This window comes from Micromonospora sp. CA-240977, from assembly GCF_050942285.1.
GTDB lineage: Bacteria > Actinomycetota > Actinomycetes > Mycobacteriales > Micromonosporaceae > Micromonospora.
In genome coordinates, this window is record NZ_CP192055.1 from 1,051,992 (window position 1) to 1,069,783 (window position 17,792).

Here is a 17,792-nt window from a genome sequence, read left to right on the forward strand (position 1 = left end):
CCTGCGACCTGAGGGTTACGCAGGTCACATGGGTTGTGCTCCGTCACAGATGGGGGCCGCGAGCGGCATTACCTGAGCCGGCCGGGGAAAGATAGACAACGTGAATCCGAAGCGGATCCTTGTGGTGGGTGCCGGGCACGTCGGTCTGTACGCGGCGCTGCGCCTGTCGAAGAAGCTCAGCTCCCGTGAGGCTGAGGTCATGGTGGTGGACCCCCAACCGCACATGACCTATCAGCCGTTCCTGCCCGAGGCCGCGGCGGGCAACATCTCCCCCCGGCACTCCGTGGTGCCGCTGCGCCGGGAGTTGAAGCGGTGCAAGATGGTGGCCGGCACCGTCACGCGGATCGAGCACGACCGCAAGGTGGCCACCGTGCAGCCGATCAGCGGCCCGGCCCGGGAGATCACGTACGACCACGTGGTCGTGGCCCCGGGGTCGGTCTCCCGCACCCTGCCGATCCCCGGCCTGCACGAGCAGGGCATCGGGTTCAAGACCATCGGCGAGGCGATCTACCTGCGCAACCACGTCCTGGACCGGCTCGACGTGGCGGCCGCCACGGCCGACCCGGACGTCCGCCGTTCGGCGCTGACCTTCACCTTCGTCGGCGGTGGGTACGCCGGCATCGAGGCGCTCGCCGAGATGGAGGACATGGCTCGCGACGCCCTGCGCTACTACCCGGAGCTGAACCAGGACGAGGTTCGCTGGGTGCTTGTCGAGGCGACCCAGCGGGTGCTGCCCGAGGTCGACAGGGACATGGGCGCCTACACCGTCCAGCAGCTGACGAAGCGCAACATGGACATCCGGCTGGACACCCGGCTCGAGTCCTGCGTCGACGGGGTGGTCAAGCTCTCCGACGGGGACAGCTTCCGGTCCGACACGATCGTCTGGACCGCCGGCGTGAAGCCGTCGCCGATGCTCGACGCGACCGACTTCCCGCGCGACGACCGTCGCCGGATCACCTGCCTGCCCACGCTCCAGGTGGTCGACGGTGACCAGGTGGTCGAGGGCGCGTGGAGCGCCGGCGACTGCGCCGCCGTGCCGGACCTCACCAAGGAGCCGGGCAACTTCTGCTCGCCGAGCGCGCAGCACGCGGTGCGCCAGGCTGCCCGGATGGCCGACAACATCACTGCCGTGATCCGGGGCCGCGAGCCGGTCAACTACAAGCACAAGCACGTCGGTAGCGTCGCGAGCCTTGGTCTGCACAAGGGCGTCGCCCAGGTGTACGGGATCAAGATGACCGGCTGGCCGGCGTGGGTCATGCACCGGACGTACCACATGAGCCGGATCCCGTCGTTCAACCGCAAGGTCCGGGTGGTGGTGGACTGGTCGCTGGCGTTCTTCCTCAAGCGTGAGGTGGTCGCCCTGGGGCAGTTGCACGACCCGCGCGAGGAGTTCTCCGAGGCGTCCCAGCCGGTCGGCGCACCGCGCGTCTGACCCAGCGAGGCACGGAAGGGCCTCTTCCCACCGTTTCCGGTGGGAAGGGGCCCTTCTCGGTGCTCGGCTCGGGTGCGTCAGACGCGCCAGATCCAGGCGTCGGCCACCCGGGTCGCGGGGCCGTAGAGCTGCTCCAGGGTGCTCCGCAGGCTCTCCGCGTGCGGCGCGTCGTCGGCCAGCGCCACGCACGAGGCGCCCCAGAAGTCCGCGTCCCGGGCGGCCTGGCGGCGCTGTTCGTCGCCGATGGCCGGTTGGTCACCGCGTCGGGCGACGTCCGCCAGCAGCGCGGAGGTGGGCTGCTTGAAGGTGCCCATCGCCGCGGTGCCGCCCCGCCCGTACGGGCCGATGAAGAACCCCTCGGGCAGGCTGAAGGCGGCGTCGGCGGCGGTGGCCCAGCGCATCGACCCCGGTTCCTTGGGGGTCGGCAGCGGCACCGGAACCAGCACCCCGCCGGAGGGTACGCACTGCCGCCAGTGGCCGCCGGTGACGAACTCCGGCACGGCGGGCCGGGCGGCGGTCGGCAGGGGGGTCGGAAAGATCGGCAGCAACGCCGCGCCGACGGCCAGCGGCACCAGCCGTCGGGCCCGACCGGTGCCGCGCAGGGCCCGGTCGACCGCCAGCACGAGCAGTGTCGCGACGATCGGCAGCAGGGCCAGCGCGAACCGCATCGGCAACGCGCCATCCACCACCGGTAGCCCGCCGATCAGGGCGTACGGGCCGGGAAGCGCGGTTTTGGTGCCGTCGAGCACCACCTCGGGGCCGAGCGAGAGCGCACCCATCACCAGGCCCGCCACGACGCAGGCGAAGACCAGTCGACGTCGCCCGGCCCAGATCGCGCAGGCCACGGTGACCAGCAGGAGGGGCCAGCCGAGGAACGTGTTGTACTCGGCCGGACCGGTGGTCAGCCGGGCCGCCTCGTCGCTGCCGGCCACCGACAGCGGGGAGACCGCCCACCAGCTGCTCAGGTCGGCGGAGAAGTAGGCCGGGGTGAACATGCCGTCGGCGACCCCCTGCGGGCCGGCGAACTGGAACCACAGCGGATAGCCGAGCACCAGCAGAGCGAGCCCGGCGGCGATCGCCAGCCCACCGGCGAAGCCGGGCAGCGCCCGCCGCGCCAGGTCCCGGTCCGCCACGGCGTAGCCGATCGCCATCACCAGCAGCGTGACGGCGGCGAGGAAGAGCACCTCCTCGCCGATGAAGACCTGCGCGCTGACCGCGGCGGCCAGCCCGGCCGCCGAGGTGAACATCCGTCGGCGATCCGGCCCGCCGGGCCGGGTCCGGCCGGTCCCGTCGGGTGTCGCCGGCCCCGGGTCGGACGCCCGCAGCAACCGGACCACCAGCCAGACGATCACCGGCACCAGCCACTGGGCGGTCATGTGCAGGTGGCTGTTGGTCTGCGAGACCATGCCGGGGCCGAAGCCGCACAGTCCCGCGCCGAGCGCGGCAGCGAGTCGGCGGGCGCGCAGCATCCGGTGCCACAGCAGGTACCAGGCGACAGCGGTGCCGGCGAGGTTGGCGGCGGCGAGCAGCGCGAAGCTGACCGGTGCGCCAAGCAGCAGGGTGACCGGCGCGAAGACGATGCCGAGCGCGATCACCGTCGTGTTGGCCATCAGGTTGACGCCGTCGGGCGCGTTGAGCCGGTCGGTGAGCAGGCCGAAGTCCCCGAGCAGCGCGCGGGCGTCGACCGCCAGGAACCACTCGTAGAGGGTCTGGTCCTCCGGGTTGAGCGCCAGGGTGCGGCCGGCCGGATCGGGCCACAGCCCGTGGGTGAGCCAGCCGGCGAGCACCACCCAGAGCAGAGCGACGAGCAGATCCGCCCGGTGCCGGTGGACGGCGGTCAGCAGGCGTGCGGCCCGAGGCCGGCGGTCGACCCGAAGGGCGAGGCGGAAGGCCTGCTCAGGGGCGGCGTCGGGGGCCGTGGGGGCTGCGCTGCTCACGGCACCGACCCTAATGTGGCGAGCCCTGCTGGGTACGTCGGGTCGCCGCTAACCGGTTACGGTGACACTGCACCGCGCGTGTCGACGCGCCGGTGCCACCCGCCCGGGTGGTGGAAAGGCAGACACGGCCGCCTTAAAAGCGGCTGCCGCAAGGCGTGCGGGTTCGACCCCCGCCCCGGGCACCCACCAGCTCGACGCATTCTCATTCGTGATCACCAGTACTTGGCCGCGCCGTTTACTCTTGAAGGGCACGTTCACGTGCAAACGACCCCCTGAGGGAGGCCAGACAGTGAAGACCTCGAACCCGGTGCTCGCCCGGCTCGGCCAAGCGGCCGAGCGGGAGCGCTCCGCCGGGTACGCCCCGGCCGGGCCGTACGGACAGCCCGGCATTCCCCAGCAGTACCCGTCCCAGGCCGGCTACCCGGCCGCGCCGCCGACCGTGGCGCCCATGACCGTCGACGACGTGGTCGTCAAGACGGTCGCCCTGCTCGGCATCCTGGGCATCACCGCCGCAGCCGCCTGGGTGCTCGTGCCCGACGCGCTGGTCGGTACCGCCTGGATCGGTGCGGCGGTGGTCGGCCTGGTCCTCGGCATGATCATTTCGTTCTCCCGGATGGCCAACCCGGCGCTGGTGATCGCGTACGCGGTCGTCGAGGGTGTCTTCGTCGGCATGGTCAGCAAGGCGTTCGAGACGGCCTACGACGGCATCGTGCTCCAGGCCGCCGCGGCCAGCTTCGGCATCTTCTTCCTGATGGCGATGCTCTACAAGGCGAAGGTCATCCGGGCCACCCCGGCCTTCGTCAAGGGCATGATCGCGGTGATGACCGGCCTCTTCGCGGTCATGATGATCAACCTGGTGCTGGCGCTGTTCGGCGTCAACACGGGCCTGCGCGACGGCAGCCCGCTGGCTATCGGCTTCAGCCTGGTCTGCATCGTGGTCGCCTCGCTGAGCTTCGTGCTCAGCTTCAAGGAGATCGAGGACGGCGTCCGGATGGGCCTGCCGCAGCGCTACTCCTGGGTGGCCGCGTTCGGCATCCTGGTCAGCCTGGTCTGGCTCTACATCGAGATCCTGCGCCTGCTGAGCTACTTCCAGGGCGACGACTGACCTCGTCCGCACTGCCGACCGGCGCCCGCTCCCGCTTCGGCGGGGGCGGGCGCCGTCGTCAGCGCCGTTTCTCCGCCGTCGCCGCTCCGTCCGGGGCAGAGTGACTGCGAGGGCATGTGCCCAGGCCGGCCGGGGGCTTCGACCCGTGCCCCGCCGGCACGCGGGCGAAGGAGGCGGCGGTGCGCAGCAACAATCCGGTGCTCAACCGGCTGGACGAGACCGGCCGGGTGGAGGCCCGGGTGCTCGGCGCCCGCGACGTCGAGCCGATGACTGTCGACGACGTGGTGCTCCGTACCGTCGGGTTGTTGCTGGTCACCGGTGTGGTGGCGGCGGTGTCCTGGGCGGTGATCCCGGACGCGGACTGGCTCGCCGCCGCGCTGGCCGGCAGCGCGCTCGCCTCGATCGCGCTGGTCCTGGTCATCTCGTTGAAGGCCATCACCAACCCGGTGCCGATCGTCGGCTACGCCGTGCTCCAGGGCCTGCTGCTCGGGGTGGCGAGTCGCACCTTCGAGCAGGTCTACCCGGGCATCGTGGTGCAGGCGGTGGCCGGCACGTTCGGCGTCTTCCTCGGCATGGCGGCGCTCTACCGGGCCCGGGTGATCCGGGCGACGCCCCGGCTGGCCCGCCTGGTGATCGGGACGTTGCTCGGGATCGCCGTGCTCAGCGTCATCAACCTGGTGTCGTACCTGATCTCCGGCCGGCCGGGTCTGGCGGTCTACAGCGTCAGTGGGCAGGTGGGCTGGCTGCCGTACGCCTTCTCGGTGGTGGCCATCATCGCCGGGGCGTTCAGTTTCATCCTGGACTTCGACCTCGTCGAGCGCTCGGTGCGCGACGGTCGACCCCGCCGGTACGCGTGGCTGAGCGCGTTCGGCCTGCTCACCGGTCTGGTCTTCCTCTACTGGCAGCTGCTGCGGCTGATCAGCTACCTGCGCCGCTGACCTGTCGCATCGGCATGATCGACTCGGTTTCGTGGAAGGCGGGGTGTCCGGGCGCGGTGATGCCCCGTTTTCCCGGAGGCCGAGTCGATCTCGGCGTGACGGCGGCCGGCCGTAGACTCGGTGTCGATGAGCGCAGCGGAGTTGGACAAGGCCGTGACGTTGCTGGTCCGTCAGGTCGGGCACTGGGAGCAGCCGCGCTGGGCGGCGGTCGCGACCACCGGCAACGTGCCCCGCGCCGACCTGGTGCACCGGTTGGTGCAGGAGCTCGCCAACCTGGCCGCCGACGCCGAGGGCGAACCGCGCCGGACCGTGCCCCGGCTGGACAACGACCTGGCGCTGCCCGATCAGTTGCGGGTGGTGACGGCCGACCTGCGGGCCGCCGGCGCCGCCGACGAGGTGCTGGCACGGGCCGCCGCCGAGGTGACGGCGACCCGCAGCGCGCTCTGAGGCCCACTCCGCGACCTGCGGGAGCGGGCCGGCGTCAGCTCAGCTCAGCCGTTCGAGCACCATGGCCATGCCCTGGCCGCCGCCCACACACATGGTCTCCAGACCGATGGTCTTGTCGTGCCACTCCAGCGCGTTGAGCAGGGTGCCGGTGATCCGGGCGCCGGTCATGCCGAACGGGTGACCGACCGCGATCGCCCCGCCCATCACGTTCAGCTTCTCCTCCGGGATGCCCAGCTGGCGGTAGGAGGGGATGACCTGCGCCGCGAACGCCTCGTTGATCTCGACGAGGTCGACGTCGTCGATGGTCATGCCGGCCCGGCGCAGCGCCTGCCGGGATGCCTCGACCGGCCCGAGGCCCATGATCTCCGGTGACAGGGCGGTCACACCGGTGGAGACGATCCGGGCCAACGGGGTCAGCCCCAACTCCTCGGCCCGCTGGGCGCTCATCACCACCACGGCGGCCGCGCCGTCGTTGAGCGGGCAGCAGTTGCCCGCGGTGATCCGACCATCCGGACGGAACACCGGCTTCAGGCCGGCGACCGCGTCCAGTGTGACGCCGGCACGGGGACCGTCGTCGGTGCTCACCACTGTGCCGTCCGGCGTGGTGACCAGGGTGATCTCCCGGGCCCAGAAGCCGTCGGCGATGGCCTTCTCGGCGAGGTTCTGGCTGCGTACGCCGAACTCGTCCATGTCGGCGCGGGTCACGTCGTACACCTGGGCCAGGTTCTCCGCGGTCTGCCCCATGGTCAGGTAGATGTCGGGCAGCTCACCGGCCTCACGCGGGTCGGTCCAGACCTCGGCGCCGCCCTGCGCGCGGCGCTTCGAGCGCTCGCCGGCCGCCCCGAAGCGGGGGTTCTCCCAACCGCCGCCGACCAGCGCCTGCGCCTCCGGCGGTAGCCCGTCGGAGCTGCCCCGGGCGTAGCGGGACACCATCTCCACGCCGGCGGAGACGAACACGTCGCCCTCGCCGGCCCGGATCGCGTGCATCGCCATCCGGGTGGTCTGCAGCGACGAGGCGCAGTAGCGGGTCAGGGTCGCGCCGGGCACAGTGTCCAGACCGAGGAGGGTGGACACCACCCGGGCCATGTTGAAGCCCTGCTCGCCCCCGGGGAGGCCGCACCCGAGGTAGAGGTCGTCGATCGTGGTCGGGTCGAGTTGGGGGATCTTGTCCAGGGCCGCCTGGACGATGGTCGCGGCGAGGTCGTCGGAGCGGACGTCGCGCAGGGACCCCTTGTGCGCCCGGCCGATGGGGGAGCGGGCGGTGGCGACGATGACGGCGTCGCGGGACGACTCAATCGGCATGAGCCAACGTTAACCCGTCGGTAACATGGCGCGGAAGGAGCGGGCGCGGCGGGAAATGTCACCAGTGGCCGGGACGATCTAGCGCCGGGTGGTGGCCGCCGCGGCGGCGACGATGGCCGGCAGCAGCGCGTGTGCCCACACCCGGTAGCCGTCGGCGGAGGGGTGGAAGCCGTCGTGGCAGAGCGTGCCCGCGTCGGCCCGGAACACCGGCCCGGTCTCGGTGGCGAGGTCGACAACCGAGCCGCCCGCGTCCAGCACGGCGGCGGTCTGCGCGCGGGCCATCCGACGCCCCGACCAGCCGACCACCTGGCGCAGCGGCGGCGCGATGGCACGCACCGCGCCGAGGTCGGGGCAGGTGCCCACCACCACCTCGACCCGCGCCTCCCGCAGCCGGTGCACCGCGGCGGCGAGATAGGCCGCCGCGTCGGAGGGGCGGCGCAGCCCGGTGGCGTCGTTCGCGCCGATCAGGATCAGCGCCACGTCGGGCCGTTCACCGAGCAGGGCCCGGGCCACCTGGGTGGCCAGGTCCGTCGAGCGGGAACCCGAGACGCCGACGCTGGACAGGTGCACGCGTCGGCCGGTCGGGCCCTCGGCGAGGAGGTTGGCCAACTGCCCGCCGATGGTGTCGTCGAGACGCTCGACACCCACGCCGAGCGCCGACGAGTCGCCGAGCAGCACCAGCCGCAGCGGCGGAGCGCCCGCCCGGCCGATCGTGGCCCGCAGGGCCAGCCCCAGCTCCGGTTGGGCGTAGCGTCGGTGCCGGGCGACGAACGCCTCACCGGCCAGGACGGCAGCGCCGCCCACGGTGCCGGCGAGCAGCGAGAACGCCGCCGCCCGACCCAGTCGGCCGGCGAGGCCGGCGGTCACGCCCCGCTCGCTGCGTTCGTTCATGCCAGTCCCTCCACTGTCGAGGCGTCCGGAGCGGATCCGTGCTGCGGCACCGCGCCGACACCGAAGAACGCCCGGCGACGCAACTGCGCCCACCGGCCGGCCGGCCCCCGGTCGCGGCCCCGGACCTGGACGCCGCTGACCTCGGTGCCGGCGTGCCGGGCCGCCTCCTGCGCGGCCTCCGGCAGCGACCGTACGCCCTCTGCCCACGTCGGTGTGACCCGTCGTTCCGGCCCGGTGCCGAGCGCGGACAGCATCGTCGGCAGGAGCGCGGCGGCGGCCATCGCGTACCCCTCGGCGGAGGGGTGGAACCGGTCCCACGCGAACATCCGGGTCGGCTCCGCCGCGAACCGGGGGCCGAGGAGATCACCGAGGGAGACCGTCCAACCGCCGGCCTCCACCACCGCGACCGTCTGCGCGGCGGCGAGTTGGCGGCTCCACCGGTGCGCCAGCCACCGCAGCGGGGGCTGGATCGGGCGGATCGCGCCCAGGTCGGGGCAGGTGCCGACGACCACCTCGCAGCCGGCGTCCCGCAGCGTGTGCACCGCCTCGACGAGATAGCGCACCGCCAGCCCACGTGGGGTCCGGTTGGTGATGTCATTGCCGCCGATGAGGATCACCGCGATGTCGGGCCGGCACTCCAGCGCCGCCTCCACCTGGTGGCGGAGCGCCGCGGAGATGGCACCGACCACCGCGAAGCGGTGCAGTCGCACCGGACGGTGCAGTCGACGGGACAGGCCGGTGGCGAGCAGCGCGCCGGGCGTCTCCCGACGGCGGTGCACCCCGTAGCCGGCGGCCGACGAGTCACCGAGCACGACCATGGTGAGCGCCGGGCCGGGGAACTTCGCGCCGTAGATCCCGTCGCAGCGTGGTGGCGGCGCCTCGGCCATCGGGATGGTGCGTCGGGCCTGTCGGGCCTGGCCGAGCAGCACTCCGCCGGTCGCCACCGCGGCCGCCGCGGTGGCACCCGTCCCGATCGCCGCCAGGCGGGCGAACCGCCGGGTCTGCCGCCAGCGCTCACCGGGTACGACGGAATCAGCCACCCCCATACCACGACATTATCGCGCCGCCCCGACATGCCGCTGTCGTCGTGCCGGCACCCGAGTGCCTGGAAATCGACGCGACGGGGTATCGGTACGGCAGAGGCCGGTCGACTTGCGCCGACCCGCCACGCTGATCCGGCGGAGAGGAGCGCGACGATGGGGAAGACACTGAAGCGCAGCGCGGCGTTCGCGGCCCTGGCGCGGGCACTGACGTCCGGGGCACGCGGAGGGCCGTCGCTGGGCACCCGGCTGGCCGCCCTGCCCCGGATGATCCGGGCCACCACCAGGGGGCAGTACGACGGCGGGCTACGGCTGGCCCTGATGACGGCGGCGACGGCGTACATCGTCTCGCCGATCGACCTGCTCCCGGAGATCCCGCTGGCGATCTTCGGGCTGGCCGACGACGCCGTCATGGTCACGTGGTTGGCCGGCAGCGTGCTCGCCGAAACAGAGCGCTTCCTTCAGTGGGAGGCCGCGCGCAGCTCGGTCATCCCCGGGGGGCTGGTGCCCTGACGGCACGTACGCTGGGCGACGAGGAAACGTCTGCCCGGCCGCCGTCGCCGGCGCCGCAACGAAGGGCACACCGTGCAGTTCTACGACAACGTCGTCGACATGATCGGCAACACCCCGCTGGTGCGTCTGCGTAACGTCACAGCGGGCATCCAGGCCACCGTGCTGGCAAAGGTGGAGTACGTCAACCCGGGCGGCTCGGTCAAGGACCGGATCGCGCTGCGGATGGTGGAGGACGCGGAGGCCGCCGGCCTGCTCCGGCCCGGCGGCACCATCGTCGAGCCGACAAGCGGCAACACCGGTGTCGGGCTGGCCCTGGTTGCCCAGCTCAAGGGCTACAAGTGCGTGTTCGTCTGCCCGGACAAGGTCAGCCAGGACAAGCAGGACGTGCTCCGGGCGTACGGCGCCGAGGTGGTGGTCTGCCCGACCGCTGTCGCCCCGGAGGACCCGCGGTCGTACTACAACGTCTCCGACCGGCTGACCCGGGAGATCCCCGGTGCGTGGAAGCCCAACCAGTACAGCAACCCGGCCAACCCGCGCTCGCACTACGAGACCACCGGTCCGGAGCTGTGGAAGCAGACCGAGGGCGGGCTCACCCACTTCGTGACGGGTGTCGGCACCGGCGGCACCATCTCCGGCATCGGCCGGTACCTCAAGGAGGTTTCCGAGGGGCGGGTGCGCATCATCGGGGCCGACCCCGAGGGTTCGGTCTACTCCGGCGGCACCGGCCGTCCCTACCTGGTGGAGGGCGTCGGCGAGGACTTCTGGCCGGAGACGTACGACCAGGGTGTCGCCGACGAGATCGTCGAGGTCTCCGACAAGGCGTCCTTCGAGATGACCCGGCGGTTGGCCCGCGAGGAGGGGCTGCTGGTCGGCGGCTCCTGCGGGATGGCCGTGGTCGCCGCGCTGGAGGTCGCCCGCAAGGCCGGCCCGGACGACGTGGTGGTGGTGCTGCTGCCGGACGGCGGCCGGGGCTACCTCTCGAAGATCTTCAACGACTCGTGGATGGCCCGGTACGGCTTCCTCGACAACTCGGGCGCCGAGCCGACGGTGGCCGACGCGCTGGCCAGCAAGCCGGGCGGCCTGCCCGAGCTGGTGCACGTGCACCCCACCGAGACGGTCCGCGACGCCATCGACTACATGCGCGAGTACGGCGTCTCGCAGTTGCCGGTGCTCAAGGCCGAGCCGCCGGTGGTGACCGGTGAGGTGGCCGGCTCGATCGCCGAGCGGGACCTGCTCGACGCGCTCTTCACCGGCCAGGCCCACCTGCACGACACCATCGAGCGGCACATGGGCGACCCGCTGCCGATGATCGGTGGCGGTCAGCCGGTGAGCGAGGCGGTGGGCCTGCTGGAGAAGTCCGACGCCGCCCTGGTGCTTGTCGACGGAAAGCCGAAGGGCGTCCTCACCCGGCAGGACCTCCTGGCCCACCTGGGCGCCCACTAGACGATTGCGTCCGGACCCCTGGGTGCGGCCGGCGGTGACCGTCGGTCACCTCCGCGGGAGGCGGATGCGGTGGTGAGCGGTATACCTCAGAGTCATATTCATACCCCTGAGGTATACCGCTCGACAGCACATGGGCCTGGCGGGCCAGCCACAGCGATGGCGCGCCCTAGAGGGGGCGGGTGTAGCGGACCTGTGGGGTGAGGGCCGTGCCGATGTGCTCCTCGCGCTCCACGCCAGTCGATGTCCAGCCGCCGCGCTCGTAGAAGGCGCGGGCGTGCGCGTTGTCCCGCAGCACCCAGAGCACGGCGCGTCGCCAGCCACGGACCCGCATGGCCTCCAGGGTGTCCACCATGAGCGTCCGGCCGACGCCCCGGCCCTGCTCGGTCGGGTCGAGGTGAATCGCGTTCAGCAGCCCGGTCTCCGGGTCGTCCTCGTCGTCCGGACCCAGGTAGCTGAACCCGACAAGCGCGCCGGCCCGTTCGGCCACGGTCAGCCGGTGAGTGTCCCGCTCCCAGCGCCACCGTTCCGCCCAGTACCGCCCCATCGCCTCCGGCGTCGGGTCGGCCAACGCCTCGGCCGGCAGGAAGGCGGAGTAGGCGGCAACCCGGGAGCGCTGGTGCAGGGCCCCCACCGCCATCATGTCGGCAGCGGTCGCGGGGCGGAGCGTGACGGTCACCCGGCCGAGGCTACCCGGCGGGGTGGAAGCTGCACGGTGGTCAGATCCTCGGCGATGATCAGGTCACCGTCGAAGTGCGCGCGGGCCTCGTCGTGGAACCGGCGCGGGTCGGAGTAGCGCTGGGAGAAGTGGGTGAGCACGAGCCGGCGTACCCCGGACTCGGTCGCCACCCGGGCGGCCTGCGCCGCGGTCAGGTGGCCGACCTCGGCGGCCAGCGCGGCCTCCGACTCCAGGAAGGTCGACTCGATGACCAGCAGGTCGGCGTGCTCGGCGAGGGCGTACACCCCGTCGCAGAGGCCGGTGTCCATCACGAACGCGAACCGCTGACCCGGCCGGGGGACGCTCACCTCGGCGCGGGTGACGCGACGCCCGTCGAGGTCCAGGTGCCCGACGCGGATCAGTTCGCCGACGGCCGGCCCGCCGATTCCGTACGCGGCCAGTTGCTCCGGCAGCATCCGGTGACCGTCCGGCTCGACCAGCCGGTAGCCGTACGTCTCGATGGGATGCCGCAGCCGGCGCGCCTCCAGCGTGCCGCAGCTCAGGGCGATCCGCTGCCCGTCCTCCTGGATGGGGGTGACCCGCAACTCGGCGGTCTCGTAGAAGGAGGTGGCGTGCCGGAGTCGGGCGAAGTACTCGGCGCCGCCGGCCGGGAAGTGCACGGCGACCGGGTGCGGCACCCGGTCCAGGGAGAGCCGCTGGATGGTGCCGGGCAGGCCGAGGCAGTGGTCACCGTGGAAGTGGGTGACACAGATGCGGGTCAGGTCGGTGGCCGTGACAGTGGTGTGCAGGAGCTGGCGCTGACTGCCCTCGCCCGGGTCGAAGAGGATCACCTCGTCGTCCCAGCGCAGCACGTACCCGTTGTGGTTGCGCTGACGGGTCGGCGCCTGGCTGGCCGTTCCGAGGATCACCAACTCGCGCATGGACATGGCCGCTCCCCCGGAGATGGAGCGACCCCCGGGGCGCTCCGCGCTGGTGCGCGGGCCGGCTGGACTTGGCCGGCACCCCGGGGGTCGGGTGGCTGTCGTGGATTCGCCGCACCGCTGCCACACGGTCTCGACGATGGTGCTGGTGCCCGCCTCGCGGCGGACCGATCACTGTCGAGGACAGCGGCTAGCTGACAGCCACCTCACGAGTCCGATTGCTATACAAGTCTGGACCACCTCCTTTCACGTGTACGGCCACGTTATCGAGTCCTCGGTGGGCTCGGCAACGGATTTCGATCACAGGGCCGAACGGGAATGCCCGGCCACCTTCTTGGCGCTCGGGCGAGGCGTCTCCGCTGGCGGTGTTGTCGCAGCTGCTGCGCCTACGGGGTGTCGGTGAGCTCGCGTCGCCACTGAGCGAAACGATTGCGGACGGCGGGCAGCTCAGCGGCCGGTAACCCGTAGCAGTCGAAGTCCGCATCGGTGATCTGCGTCAACACGCCGAGCGCGTCAGCGAAGGCGTGCGGCTCGAAACCCGGATCTGCTGCCGCGGCTAGTTCGAGCAGGCGTTGCCTGGTGTAGCGGCCGCTCATGAGGGCGGCGTCCACGTCGAGGAAGTCTCGGGCCTCGGCGCGGCCGAAGAGCGCACACATCTTGTTGGCGACGGCGTCGTCGGGGTGTAAGACGGGGCCGACGGCGGACATCACCGGGGCGTGCGCTCGCCAATCCGCCGACATCTCCAGCTTGTCCGGCTCCGCACCTGGATCATCCTGGCCGGCGATGAGTAGGCGGGCGAACGTCTCATTCCGAATGAGCACGGTGACTGTGTACCTGTGCTCTTCCAGGGCCTTGATGACATTGTCGACCGCTTCCGGGAACGAGGCACGCAGATGCCAGGAAGTGAAAAGATCCACGTCGCCGCTGAGCCGACTGCCCATGCCGTGCGCGCTCACCGCGTATCCGCCTGCCAAGGCGAAGCCGAACCGTCCGGCCGCCGCGAGAGCGACTCTGGTGATCTTGACGTGACTCGGCAGCATCGTGTCAGGCAGCGCGGCGGGGGGCGCAGCGCAGTTCAGGGAATCGTTCCTCCCATGCGCGGCGCAGGGCTTGGGGCAGCCACATCGACGGCCAGAGCCGGATCAGGGAATCGCGGCTGACGTAGGTGTAGAGGTCGGCCGGACTGGCAGCCTCGTTGAGGACCGTCCGGTACAGGTCGCCGATGCGTCCGGGCTGCGTGAGGTCGTAACGAGGGTTGCCGGACCACTTGAGATGGCGTGGTAGATCCACTACCCCGGAAGTGGGCCCGCGGAGCTGGTCGAGGGTTTCGGGCACGACAATCGGCTTGGCGTAACCGTGCGGACGGCTGGCGCTGTCGCCGCTCATCGTGCCCTCCTTAGGTCCGAATCAGGCTAACGCCTGAATTCAGCCGGCGACACGGGCCACGCCGACCGGGCAGCTCAGCCCGTTGGGGCCGTGGTTGCAGTACCCGTTCGGGTTCTTGGTTGGCGCGAGGTACTGCTGGTGATAGTCCTCAGCGAAATAATAGTTGCCGAGTGGAGCGATCTCGGTGGTGATCTCACCCTTGCCGGCCCGCTTCACGATCGGCTGGAACGCGTCCCGGGACGACTCCGCGATGGTCCGCTGCTCGTCGGTGGTCGTGTAGATCGCCGACCGGTACTGGGTGCCCACGTCGTTGCCCTGGCGCATGCCCTGGGTCGGGTCGTGGTTCTCCCAGAAGACCTTCAGCAGGTCCTCATAATTGATCTTGCTGGGGTCGTACACCACCTGGACGACCTCGGCGTGCCCGGTCCGGCCGGAACACGTCTCCTCGTACGTCGGGTTCTTGGTGATGCCACCCGCGTAACCGGCAGAGGTGGTGTAGACCCCCGGCAGCGTCCAGAACAGTCGCTCGGCTCCCCAGAAGCAACCCATGCCGAAGACCGCGACCTGTAGACCCTCCGGGAACGGGCCCTTCAGCGGGGTGCCCAGAACCTCGTGGCGGTCGGCGACCGGCATGGCGATCGGACGGCCGGGTAGGGCCTGATCGGGCGAAACCATCTCAGCGTTCATACGGCGCAAAAACACGTGGGGATCTCCTCTCGTACCTCTCCCAGCGTGTAACACCGGTGGGTCCACCTTCCTTACCCGCGCCGGTGTGAGTCAGGCCCCGCCCGGGAGTGCGGCGGCAACGCGGTCCGCGTAGGTCCGGGCCTCGGCGTCGTCCTGGTAGCGGGTCCGTGGCCAGAAGAAGCCGCGCAGCCCGTCGCCCCTGGTCCGCGGAACCACGTGGGTGTGCAGGTGCGGGACGGACTGGGACACCTTGTTGTTCATCGCCACGAACGTCCCACCGGCGCCCAGAGCGGTCTCCACGGCCACCGCCAGGGTCTGGACCAGCGCGAAGTAGCCGGGCAGCAGGTCCGCCGGCAACTCGGCCAGGGTCACCAGGTGGACTCGGGGCACCACCAGCACGTGCCCCTTGAACACCGGCCGGGTGTCCAGGAACGCCACCCCGTCCGGGGTGTCGGCGACCCGGAACGCCGGCACCTCGCCCGCCACGATTCCGCAGAACACGCACCCGCTCATCGGCTCAGGCTATGCCGGCGGACCGACGGTTCGCGGTGCCCCCCACGTACCCATCGACTGTGATAGTCATAGACGAGTCTGGATAACTACACGGGGGCAACGTGCTGTCGCGCCAGCGACGCCCGGCCGGTCGGCCGAGGCGCGCTGCCGCCTGGACGGCCCCCTCACGACGACCAGACACCTCGCTTCGACCTGGCGAGCCCGGCCGTCGGGGTCGCCCGTCGACACTCCGAAAGGACGCACCTTGCTCATCAGAAGAGGCCCGACCCTGGCGCTGGCCGCCCTGACCGTCGGGCTGCTGACCGCCGCGATCTCCGCCCCCGCCCAGGCGGCCCCCGCGCAGACGGCCACCCCGCTGGCGCTGCCGGGCGCGGCCGATGTGGTGTCGGCCGGTGACCGGGTCTTCGTCAGCGGTGGCCGCTCCTCGACCGAGGTCGTGGTGACCAGCGCGACGGGCGCCGTGGTCGGCACCCTGTCCGGGCTGCCCGGCCCCACCGATCTGCTGCTCAGCGCCGACCGGCAGACGCTCTACGTGGCGCTGCCCAGCGCCAACGCCATCGCCGCCTTCAACACCGGCTCGCTGGCCGAGTCGGCCCGGTACGACACCGGCGCGGGGGAGTGCCCGTCGTCGCTCGCGTTGACCGGGCGGTATCTGTGGTTCGGCTACGGCTGCGACCAGTGGGGAGGCAACATCGGCCGGATCGATCTGGGACGCCAACCCGCCCAGGTGACCACGGGCGTGGCCACCGGTCAGGACTTCTACGACGCCCCGCTGCTGGCCGCCGCCAGTCAGAACCGTGCGGTGCTGCTGGCCGGGCAGCCCGGGTTGAGCCCCGCGTCGGTGTACGCCTACGAGATCGGCGCCGGGGGCGCACTGGGCGCGCCCAGGGCCAACGCCTTCATGGCGGTCGGCAGCAACCTGCGGGACGTCGCGCTCGACCCCACCGGCGCCACCGTCTTCACCGCCTCCGGCGCCCCGTACGAGGTGCAGGCGTTCCCGTTCTCCGACATCAGCACCCCGTCGGCGACCTATCCCACCGGTGCGTACCCGAACGCGGTCGAGGTGTCCCGCGACGGCACCCGGATCGCCGGCGGAGCGGACGCCTCCTACGACCCGGACGTGTTCGTCTTCCGCCCCGACGGCACCGAGCTGGCCCACTTCGAGCTGGGTGACGAGCTCAGCCCGGGCGCGCTGGCCTGGGCGCCCAACGGGGCCCGGGTCTACGCGGTCTCCTACGACTGGACCGGCGCCCGCCCGGTCACCCTGCACGTCCTGCCCGTTCCGGCCGGCTGACCGGCCCGGCGACGGACCGTCGGCGCGCGCGGGGCCGGGCCGGACGGTCCGGCCCCGCCCGGCAGCGCGGGTTCCGTTCCAGCCGACTCCGTCGGGGCACTAGCCTCACCAGAATGACCCACGGCTTCGAGACGCTCGCCATTCACGCCGGTCAGGACCCTGAGGCGCGGACCGGCGCGGTGATCCCACCGATCTACCAGACCAGCACGTACGCCCAGGACGCCGTCGGCGCGCCCCGGCTCGGCTACGAGTACAGCCGCTCCGGCAACCCGACCCGGGACGCGCTCCAGGAGTGCCTGGCGGCGCTGGAGGGTGGGCCGGTCGGGCTTGCCTTCGCCAGTGGTCTGGCCGCGGAGGACGCCCTGCTGCGGGCCGTCTGCCAGCCGGGCGACCACGTGGTGATCCCGGACGACGCGTACGGGGGCACGTACCGGCTGTTCGCCCGGGTCGCCCAGCGCTGGGGCCTGGAGTTCACCCCGGCCAAGGTCTCCGACCCGGCAGCGATCCGGGCGGCCGTGCAACCCGGCCGCACGAAGATCGTCTGGCTGGAGACGCCGACCAACCCGCTGCTGGGCATCGCCGACATCGCCGCCCTGGCCGCCGTGGCACACGACGCGGGCGCGCTGCTGGTGGTGGACAACACCTTCGCCTCGCCGTACCTGCAACAGCCGATCGCGTTCGGCGCGGACGTGGTGGTGCACTCCACCACCAAGTACATCGGCGGGCACTCCGACGTGGTGGGTGGTGCGCTTGTCGTAGCGGACGCCGCGCTCGGCGAGGAGTTGCGCTACCACCAGAACGCGATGGGCGCGATCAACGGCCCCTTCGACGCCTGGCTCACCCTGCGCGGCATCAAGACCCTCGGGGTACGCATGGACCGGCACTGCGACAACGCCGAGCGGCTCGCCGCGTACCTCGACGGGCACGCCAAGGTGGCCCAGGTGATCTACCCCGGGCTGCCGTCGCACCCCGGTCACGAGGTCGCCGCCAAGCAGATGCGCCGGTTCGGCGGCATGATCTCGTTCCGGGCCGCCGGTGGTGAGGAGCACGCGGTGGACATCTGCAACCGCGCCAAGCTCTTCGTGCTCGCCGAGTCGCTGGGTGGCGTGGAATCCCTGATCGAGCACCCGGGTCGGATGACACACGCAAGTGCTGCCGGCTCGCCGCTTGAAGTTCCCGGCGATCTCGTGCGACTGTCTGTCGGCATCGAGACGGTCGACGACCTACTCGCCGATCTGGAGCAGGCGCTGGGCTGACCGCTGGGGAGG

At 71.6% G+C, this 17,792-nt stretch carries 18 protein-coding genes and 1 tRNA gene; 9 read left to right on the forward strand and 10 right to left on the reverse strand.

All coding sequences use genetic code 11. The features are described 5' to 3' along the window. Nucleotides 1-100 precede the first annotated feature (100 nt). Nucleotides 101-1,432, forward strand: coding sequence for an NAD(P)/FAD-dependent oxidoreductase (locus tag ACQPWW_RS05050; protein ID WP_433129594.1), 1,332 nt, complete (start codon nucleotides 101-103; stop codon nucleotides 1,430-1,432). A gap of 77 nt (nucleotides 1,433-1,509) precedes the next feature. Here the strand turns inward: ACQPWW_RS05050 and ACQPWW_RS05055 are convergent, their stop codons facing one another. Further along, on the reverse strand, nucleotides 1,510-3,369 hold the full coding sequence (locus tag ACQPWW_RS05055; protein WP_433129596.1) for a hypothetical protein: 1,860 nt from the start codon (nucleotides 3,367-3,369) through the stop codon (nucleotides 1,510-1,512). Nucleotides 3,370-3,470: 101 nt separating this feature from the next. Here ACQPWW_RS05055 and ACQPWW_RS05060 point away from each other — a divergent pair. The 4 genes from ACQPWW_RS05060 to ACQPWW_RS05075 all read left to right on the forward strand — a co-directional run bounded on the left by ACQPWW_RS05060 (nucleotide 3,471) and on the right by ACQPWW_RS05075 (nucleotide 5,859). Beyond that, nucleotides 3,471-3,551, forward strand: a tRNA-Leu gene (locus ACQPWW_RS05060). 107 nt (nucleotides 3,552-3,658) lie between these two features. Continuing rightward, on the forward strand, nucleotides 3,659-4,474 hold the full coding sequence (locus ACQPWW_RS05065; protein ID WP_433129598.1) for a Bax inhibitor-1/YccA family protein: 816 nt from the start codon (nucleotides 3,659-3,661) through the stop codon (nucleotides 4,472-4,474). Nucleotides 4,475-4,653: 179 nt separating this feature from the next. After that, on the forward strand, nucleotides 4,654-5,412 hold the full coding sequence (locus ACQPWW_RS05070) for a Bax inhibitor-1/YccA family protein (protein ID WP_433129600.1): 759 nt from the start codon (nucleotides 4,654-4,656) through the stop codon (nucleotides 5,410-5,412). Between the two features lie 126 nt (nucleotides 5,413-5,538). Further along, complete coding sequence (locus tag ACQPWW_RS05075) at nucleotides 5,539-5,859, forward strand: hypothetical protein (RefSeq protein WP_433129602.1); 321 nt, start codon at nucleotides 5,539-5,541, stop codon at nucleotides 5,857-5,859. 39 nt (nucleotides 5,860-5,898) lie between these two features. Here ACQPWW_RS05075 and ACQPWW_RS05080 read toward each other — a convergent pair whose 3' ends face one another. From ACQPWW_RS05080 to ACQPWW_RS05090, 3 genes are all read right to left on the reverse strand, one after another. Further along, nucleotides 5,899-7,161: an acetyl-CoA C-acetyltransferase gene (locus ACQPWW_RS05080; protein ID WP_433129605.1), complete on the reverse strand. Its 1,263-nt coding sequence runs from the start codon at nucleotides 7,159-7,161 to the stop codon at nucleotides 5,899-5,901. A gap of 78 nt (nucleotides 7,162-7,239) precedes the next feature. Further along, complete coding sequence (locus ACQPWW_RS05085) at nucleotides 7,240-8,052, reverse strand: SGNH/GDSL hydrolase family protein (protein ID WP_433129607.1); 813 nt, start codon at nucleotides 8,050-8,052, stop codon at nucleotides 7,240-7,242. Continuing rightward, nucleotides 8,049-9,098: an SGNH/GDSL hydrolase family protein gene (locus ACQPWW_RS05090; protein ID WP_433129609.1), complete on the reverse strand. Its 1,050-nt coding sequence runs from the start codon at nucleotides 9,096-9,098 to the stop codon at nucleotides 8,049-8,051. Before ACQPWW_RS05090 ends, ACQPWW_RS05085 begins: the two co-directional genes overlap by 4 nt. A gap of 150 nt (nucleotides 9,099-9,248) precedes the next feature. Here ACQPWW_RS05090 and ACQPWW_RS05095 point away from each other — a divergent pair, with 150 nt between their 5' ends. Both ACQPWW_RS05095 and ACQPWW_RS05100 read left to right on the forward strand, forming a co-directional pair. Then, the gene (locus tag ACQPWW_RS05095; protein WP_433129611.1) at nucleotides 9,249-9,605 is read left to right on the forward strand and encodes a YkvA family protein; all 357 of its coding nucleotides are present in this window, start codon (nucleotides 9,249-9,251) and stop codon (nucleotides 9,603-9,605) included. A 72-nt stretch (nucleotides 9,606-9,677) separates the two neighbouring features. Beyond that, on the forward strand, nucleotides 9,678-11,048 hold the full coding sequence (locus ACQPWW_RS05100) for a cystathionine beta-synthase (RefSeq protein ID WP_433129613.1): 1,371 nt from the start codon (nucleotides 9,678-9,680) through the stop codon (nucleotides 11,046-11,048). Between the two features lie 166 nt (nucleotides 11,049-11,214). Here ACQPWW_RS05100 and ACQPWW_RS05105 read toward each other — a convergent pair whose 3' ends face one another. The 6 genes from ACQPWW_RS05105 to ACQPWW_RS05130 all read right to left on the reverse strand — a co-directional run bounded on the left by ACQPWW_RS05105 (nucleotide 11,215) and on the right by ACQPWW_RS05130 (nucleotide 15,230). Then, on the reverse strand, nucleotides 11,215-11,724 hold the full coding sequence (locus ACQPWW_RS05105) for an N-acetyltransferase family protein (RefSeq protein WP_433129615.1): 510 nt from the start codon (nucleotides 11,722-11,724) through the stop codon (nucleotides 11,215-11,217). Further along, nucleotides 11,721-12,650 carry a ribonuclease Z gene (locus tag ACQPWW_RS05110; protein WP_433129617.1) on the reverse strand — a complete coding sequence of 310 codons (930 nt, stop codon included), beginning with the start codon at nucleotides 12,648-12,650 and terminating at the stop codon, nucleotides 11,721-11,723. The genes ACQPWW_RS05105 and ACQPWW_RS05110 overlap by 4 nt, the downstream gene beginning before the upstream one ends. Before the next feature lie 380 nt (nucleotides 12,651-13,030). Further along, complete coding sequence (locus tag ACQPWW_RS05115) at nucleotides 13,031-13,684, reverse strand: nucleotidyl transferase AbiEii/AbiGii toxin family protein (protein ID WP_433129619.1); 654 nt, start codon at nucleotides 13,682-13,684, stop codon at nucleotides 13,031-13,033. Nucleotides 13,685-13,688: 4 nt separating this feature from the next. Continuing rightward, nucleotides 13,689-14,030, reverse strand: coding sequence for a hypothetical protein (locus tag ACQPWW_RS05120; RefSeq protein ID WP_433129621.1), 342 nt, complete (start codon nucleotides 14,028-14,030; stop codon nucleotides 13,689-13,691). Between the two features lie 39 nt (nucleotides 14,031-14,069). After that, nucleotides 14,070-14,732 (reverse strand): peptide-methionine (S)-S-oxide reductase MsrA, encoded by a 663-nt coding sequence (gene msrA, locus ACQPWW_RS05125; protein ID WP_433129623.1) that lies wholly within the window; start codon nucleotides 14,730-14,732, stop codon nucleotides 14,070-14,072. A gap of 75 nt (nucleotides 14,733-14,807) precedes the next feature. Then, nucleotides 14,808-15,230 (reverse strand): HIT family protein, encoded by a 423-nt coding sequence (locus ACQPWW_RS05130; protein ID WP_433129625.1) that lies wholly within the window; start codon nucleotides 15,228-15,230, stop codon nucleotides 14,808-14,810. 244 nt (nucleotides 15,231-15,474) lie between these two features. Between ACQPWW_RS05130 and ACQPWW_RS05135 the strand changes: the two genes are divergently transcribed. Next, entirely contained in the window at nucleotides 15,475-16,524 is a 1,050-nt protein-coding gene (locus ACQPWW_RS05135; protein WP_433129627.1) for a YncE family protein, read from the forward strand. Nucleotides 16,525-16,637: 113 nt separating this feature from the next. Next, entirely contained in the window at nucleotides 16,638-17,780 is a 1,143-nt protein-coding gene (locus ACQPWW_RS05140) for a cystathionine gamma-synthase (protein ID WP_433129629.1), read from the forward strand. The last annotated feature ends 12 nt before the right edge of the window (nucleotides 17,781-17,792 follow it).

Excerpts from the sequence above, each read along its gene's own strand:
- ACQPWW_RS05120 (WP_433129621.1), bottom strand. The coding sequence starts at position 14,030 with ATGAGCGGCGACAGCGCCAGCCGTCCGCACGGTTACGCCAAGCCGATT.
- ACQPWW_RS05090 (WP_433129609.1), bottom strand. The coding sequence starts at position 9,098 with ATGGGGGTGGCTGATTCCGTCGTACCCGGTGAGCGCTGGCGGCAGACC.
- ACQPWW_RS05140 (WP_433129629.1), top strand. The coding sequence starts at position 16,638 with ATGACCCACGGCTTCGAGACGCTCGCCATTCACGCCGGTCAGGACCCT.
- ACQPWW_RS05115 (WP_433129619.1), bottom strand. The coding sequence starts at position 13,684 with ATGCTGCCGAGTCACGTCAAGATCACCAGAGTCGCTCTCGCGGCGGCC.
- ACQPWW_RS05080 (WP_433129605.1), bottom strand. The coding sequence starts at position 7,161 with ATGCCGATTGAGTCGTCCCGCGACGCCGTCATCGTCGCCACCGCCCGC.
- ACQPWW_RS05075 (WP_433129602.1), top strand. The coding sequence starts at position 5,539 with ATGAGCGCAGCGGAGTTGGACAAGGCCGTGACGTTGCTGGTCCGTCAG.
- ACQPWW_RS05130 (WP_433129625.1), bottom strand. The coding sequence starts at position 15,230 with ATGAGCGGGTGCGTGTTCTGCGGAATCGTGGCGGGCGAGGTGCCGGCG.
- ACQPWW_RS05095 (WP_433129611.1), top strand. The coding sequence starts at position 9,249 with ATGGGGAAGACACTGAAGCGCAGCGCGGCGTTCGCGGCCCTGGCGCGG.
- ACQPWW_RS05110 (WP_433129617.1), bottom strand. The coding sequence starts at position 12,650 with ATGTCCATGCGCGAGTTGGTGATCCTCGGAACGGCCAGCCAGGCGCCG.
- ACQPWW_RS05085 (WP_433129607.1), bottom strand. The coding sequence starts at position 8,052 with ATGAACGAACGCAGCGAGCGGGGCGTGACCGCCGGCCTCGCCGGCCGA.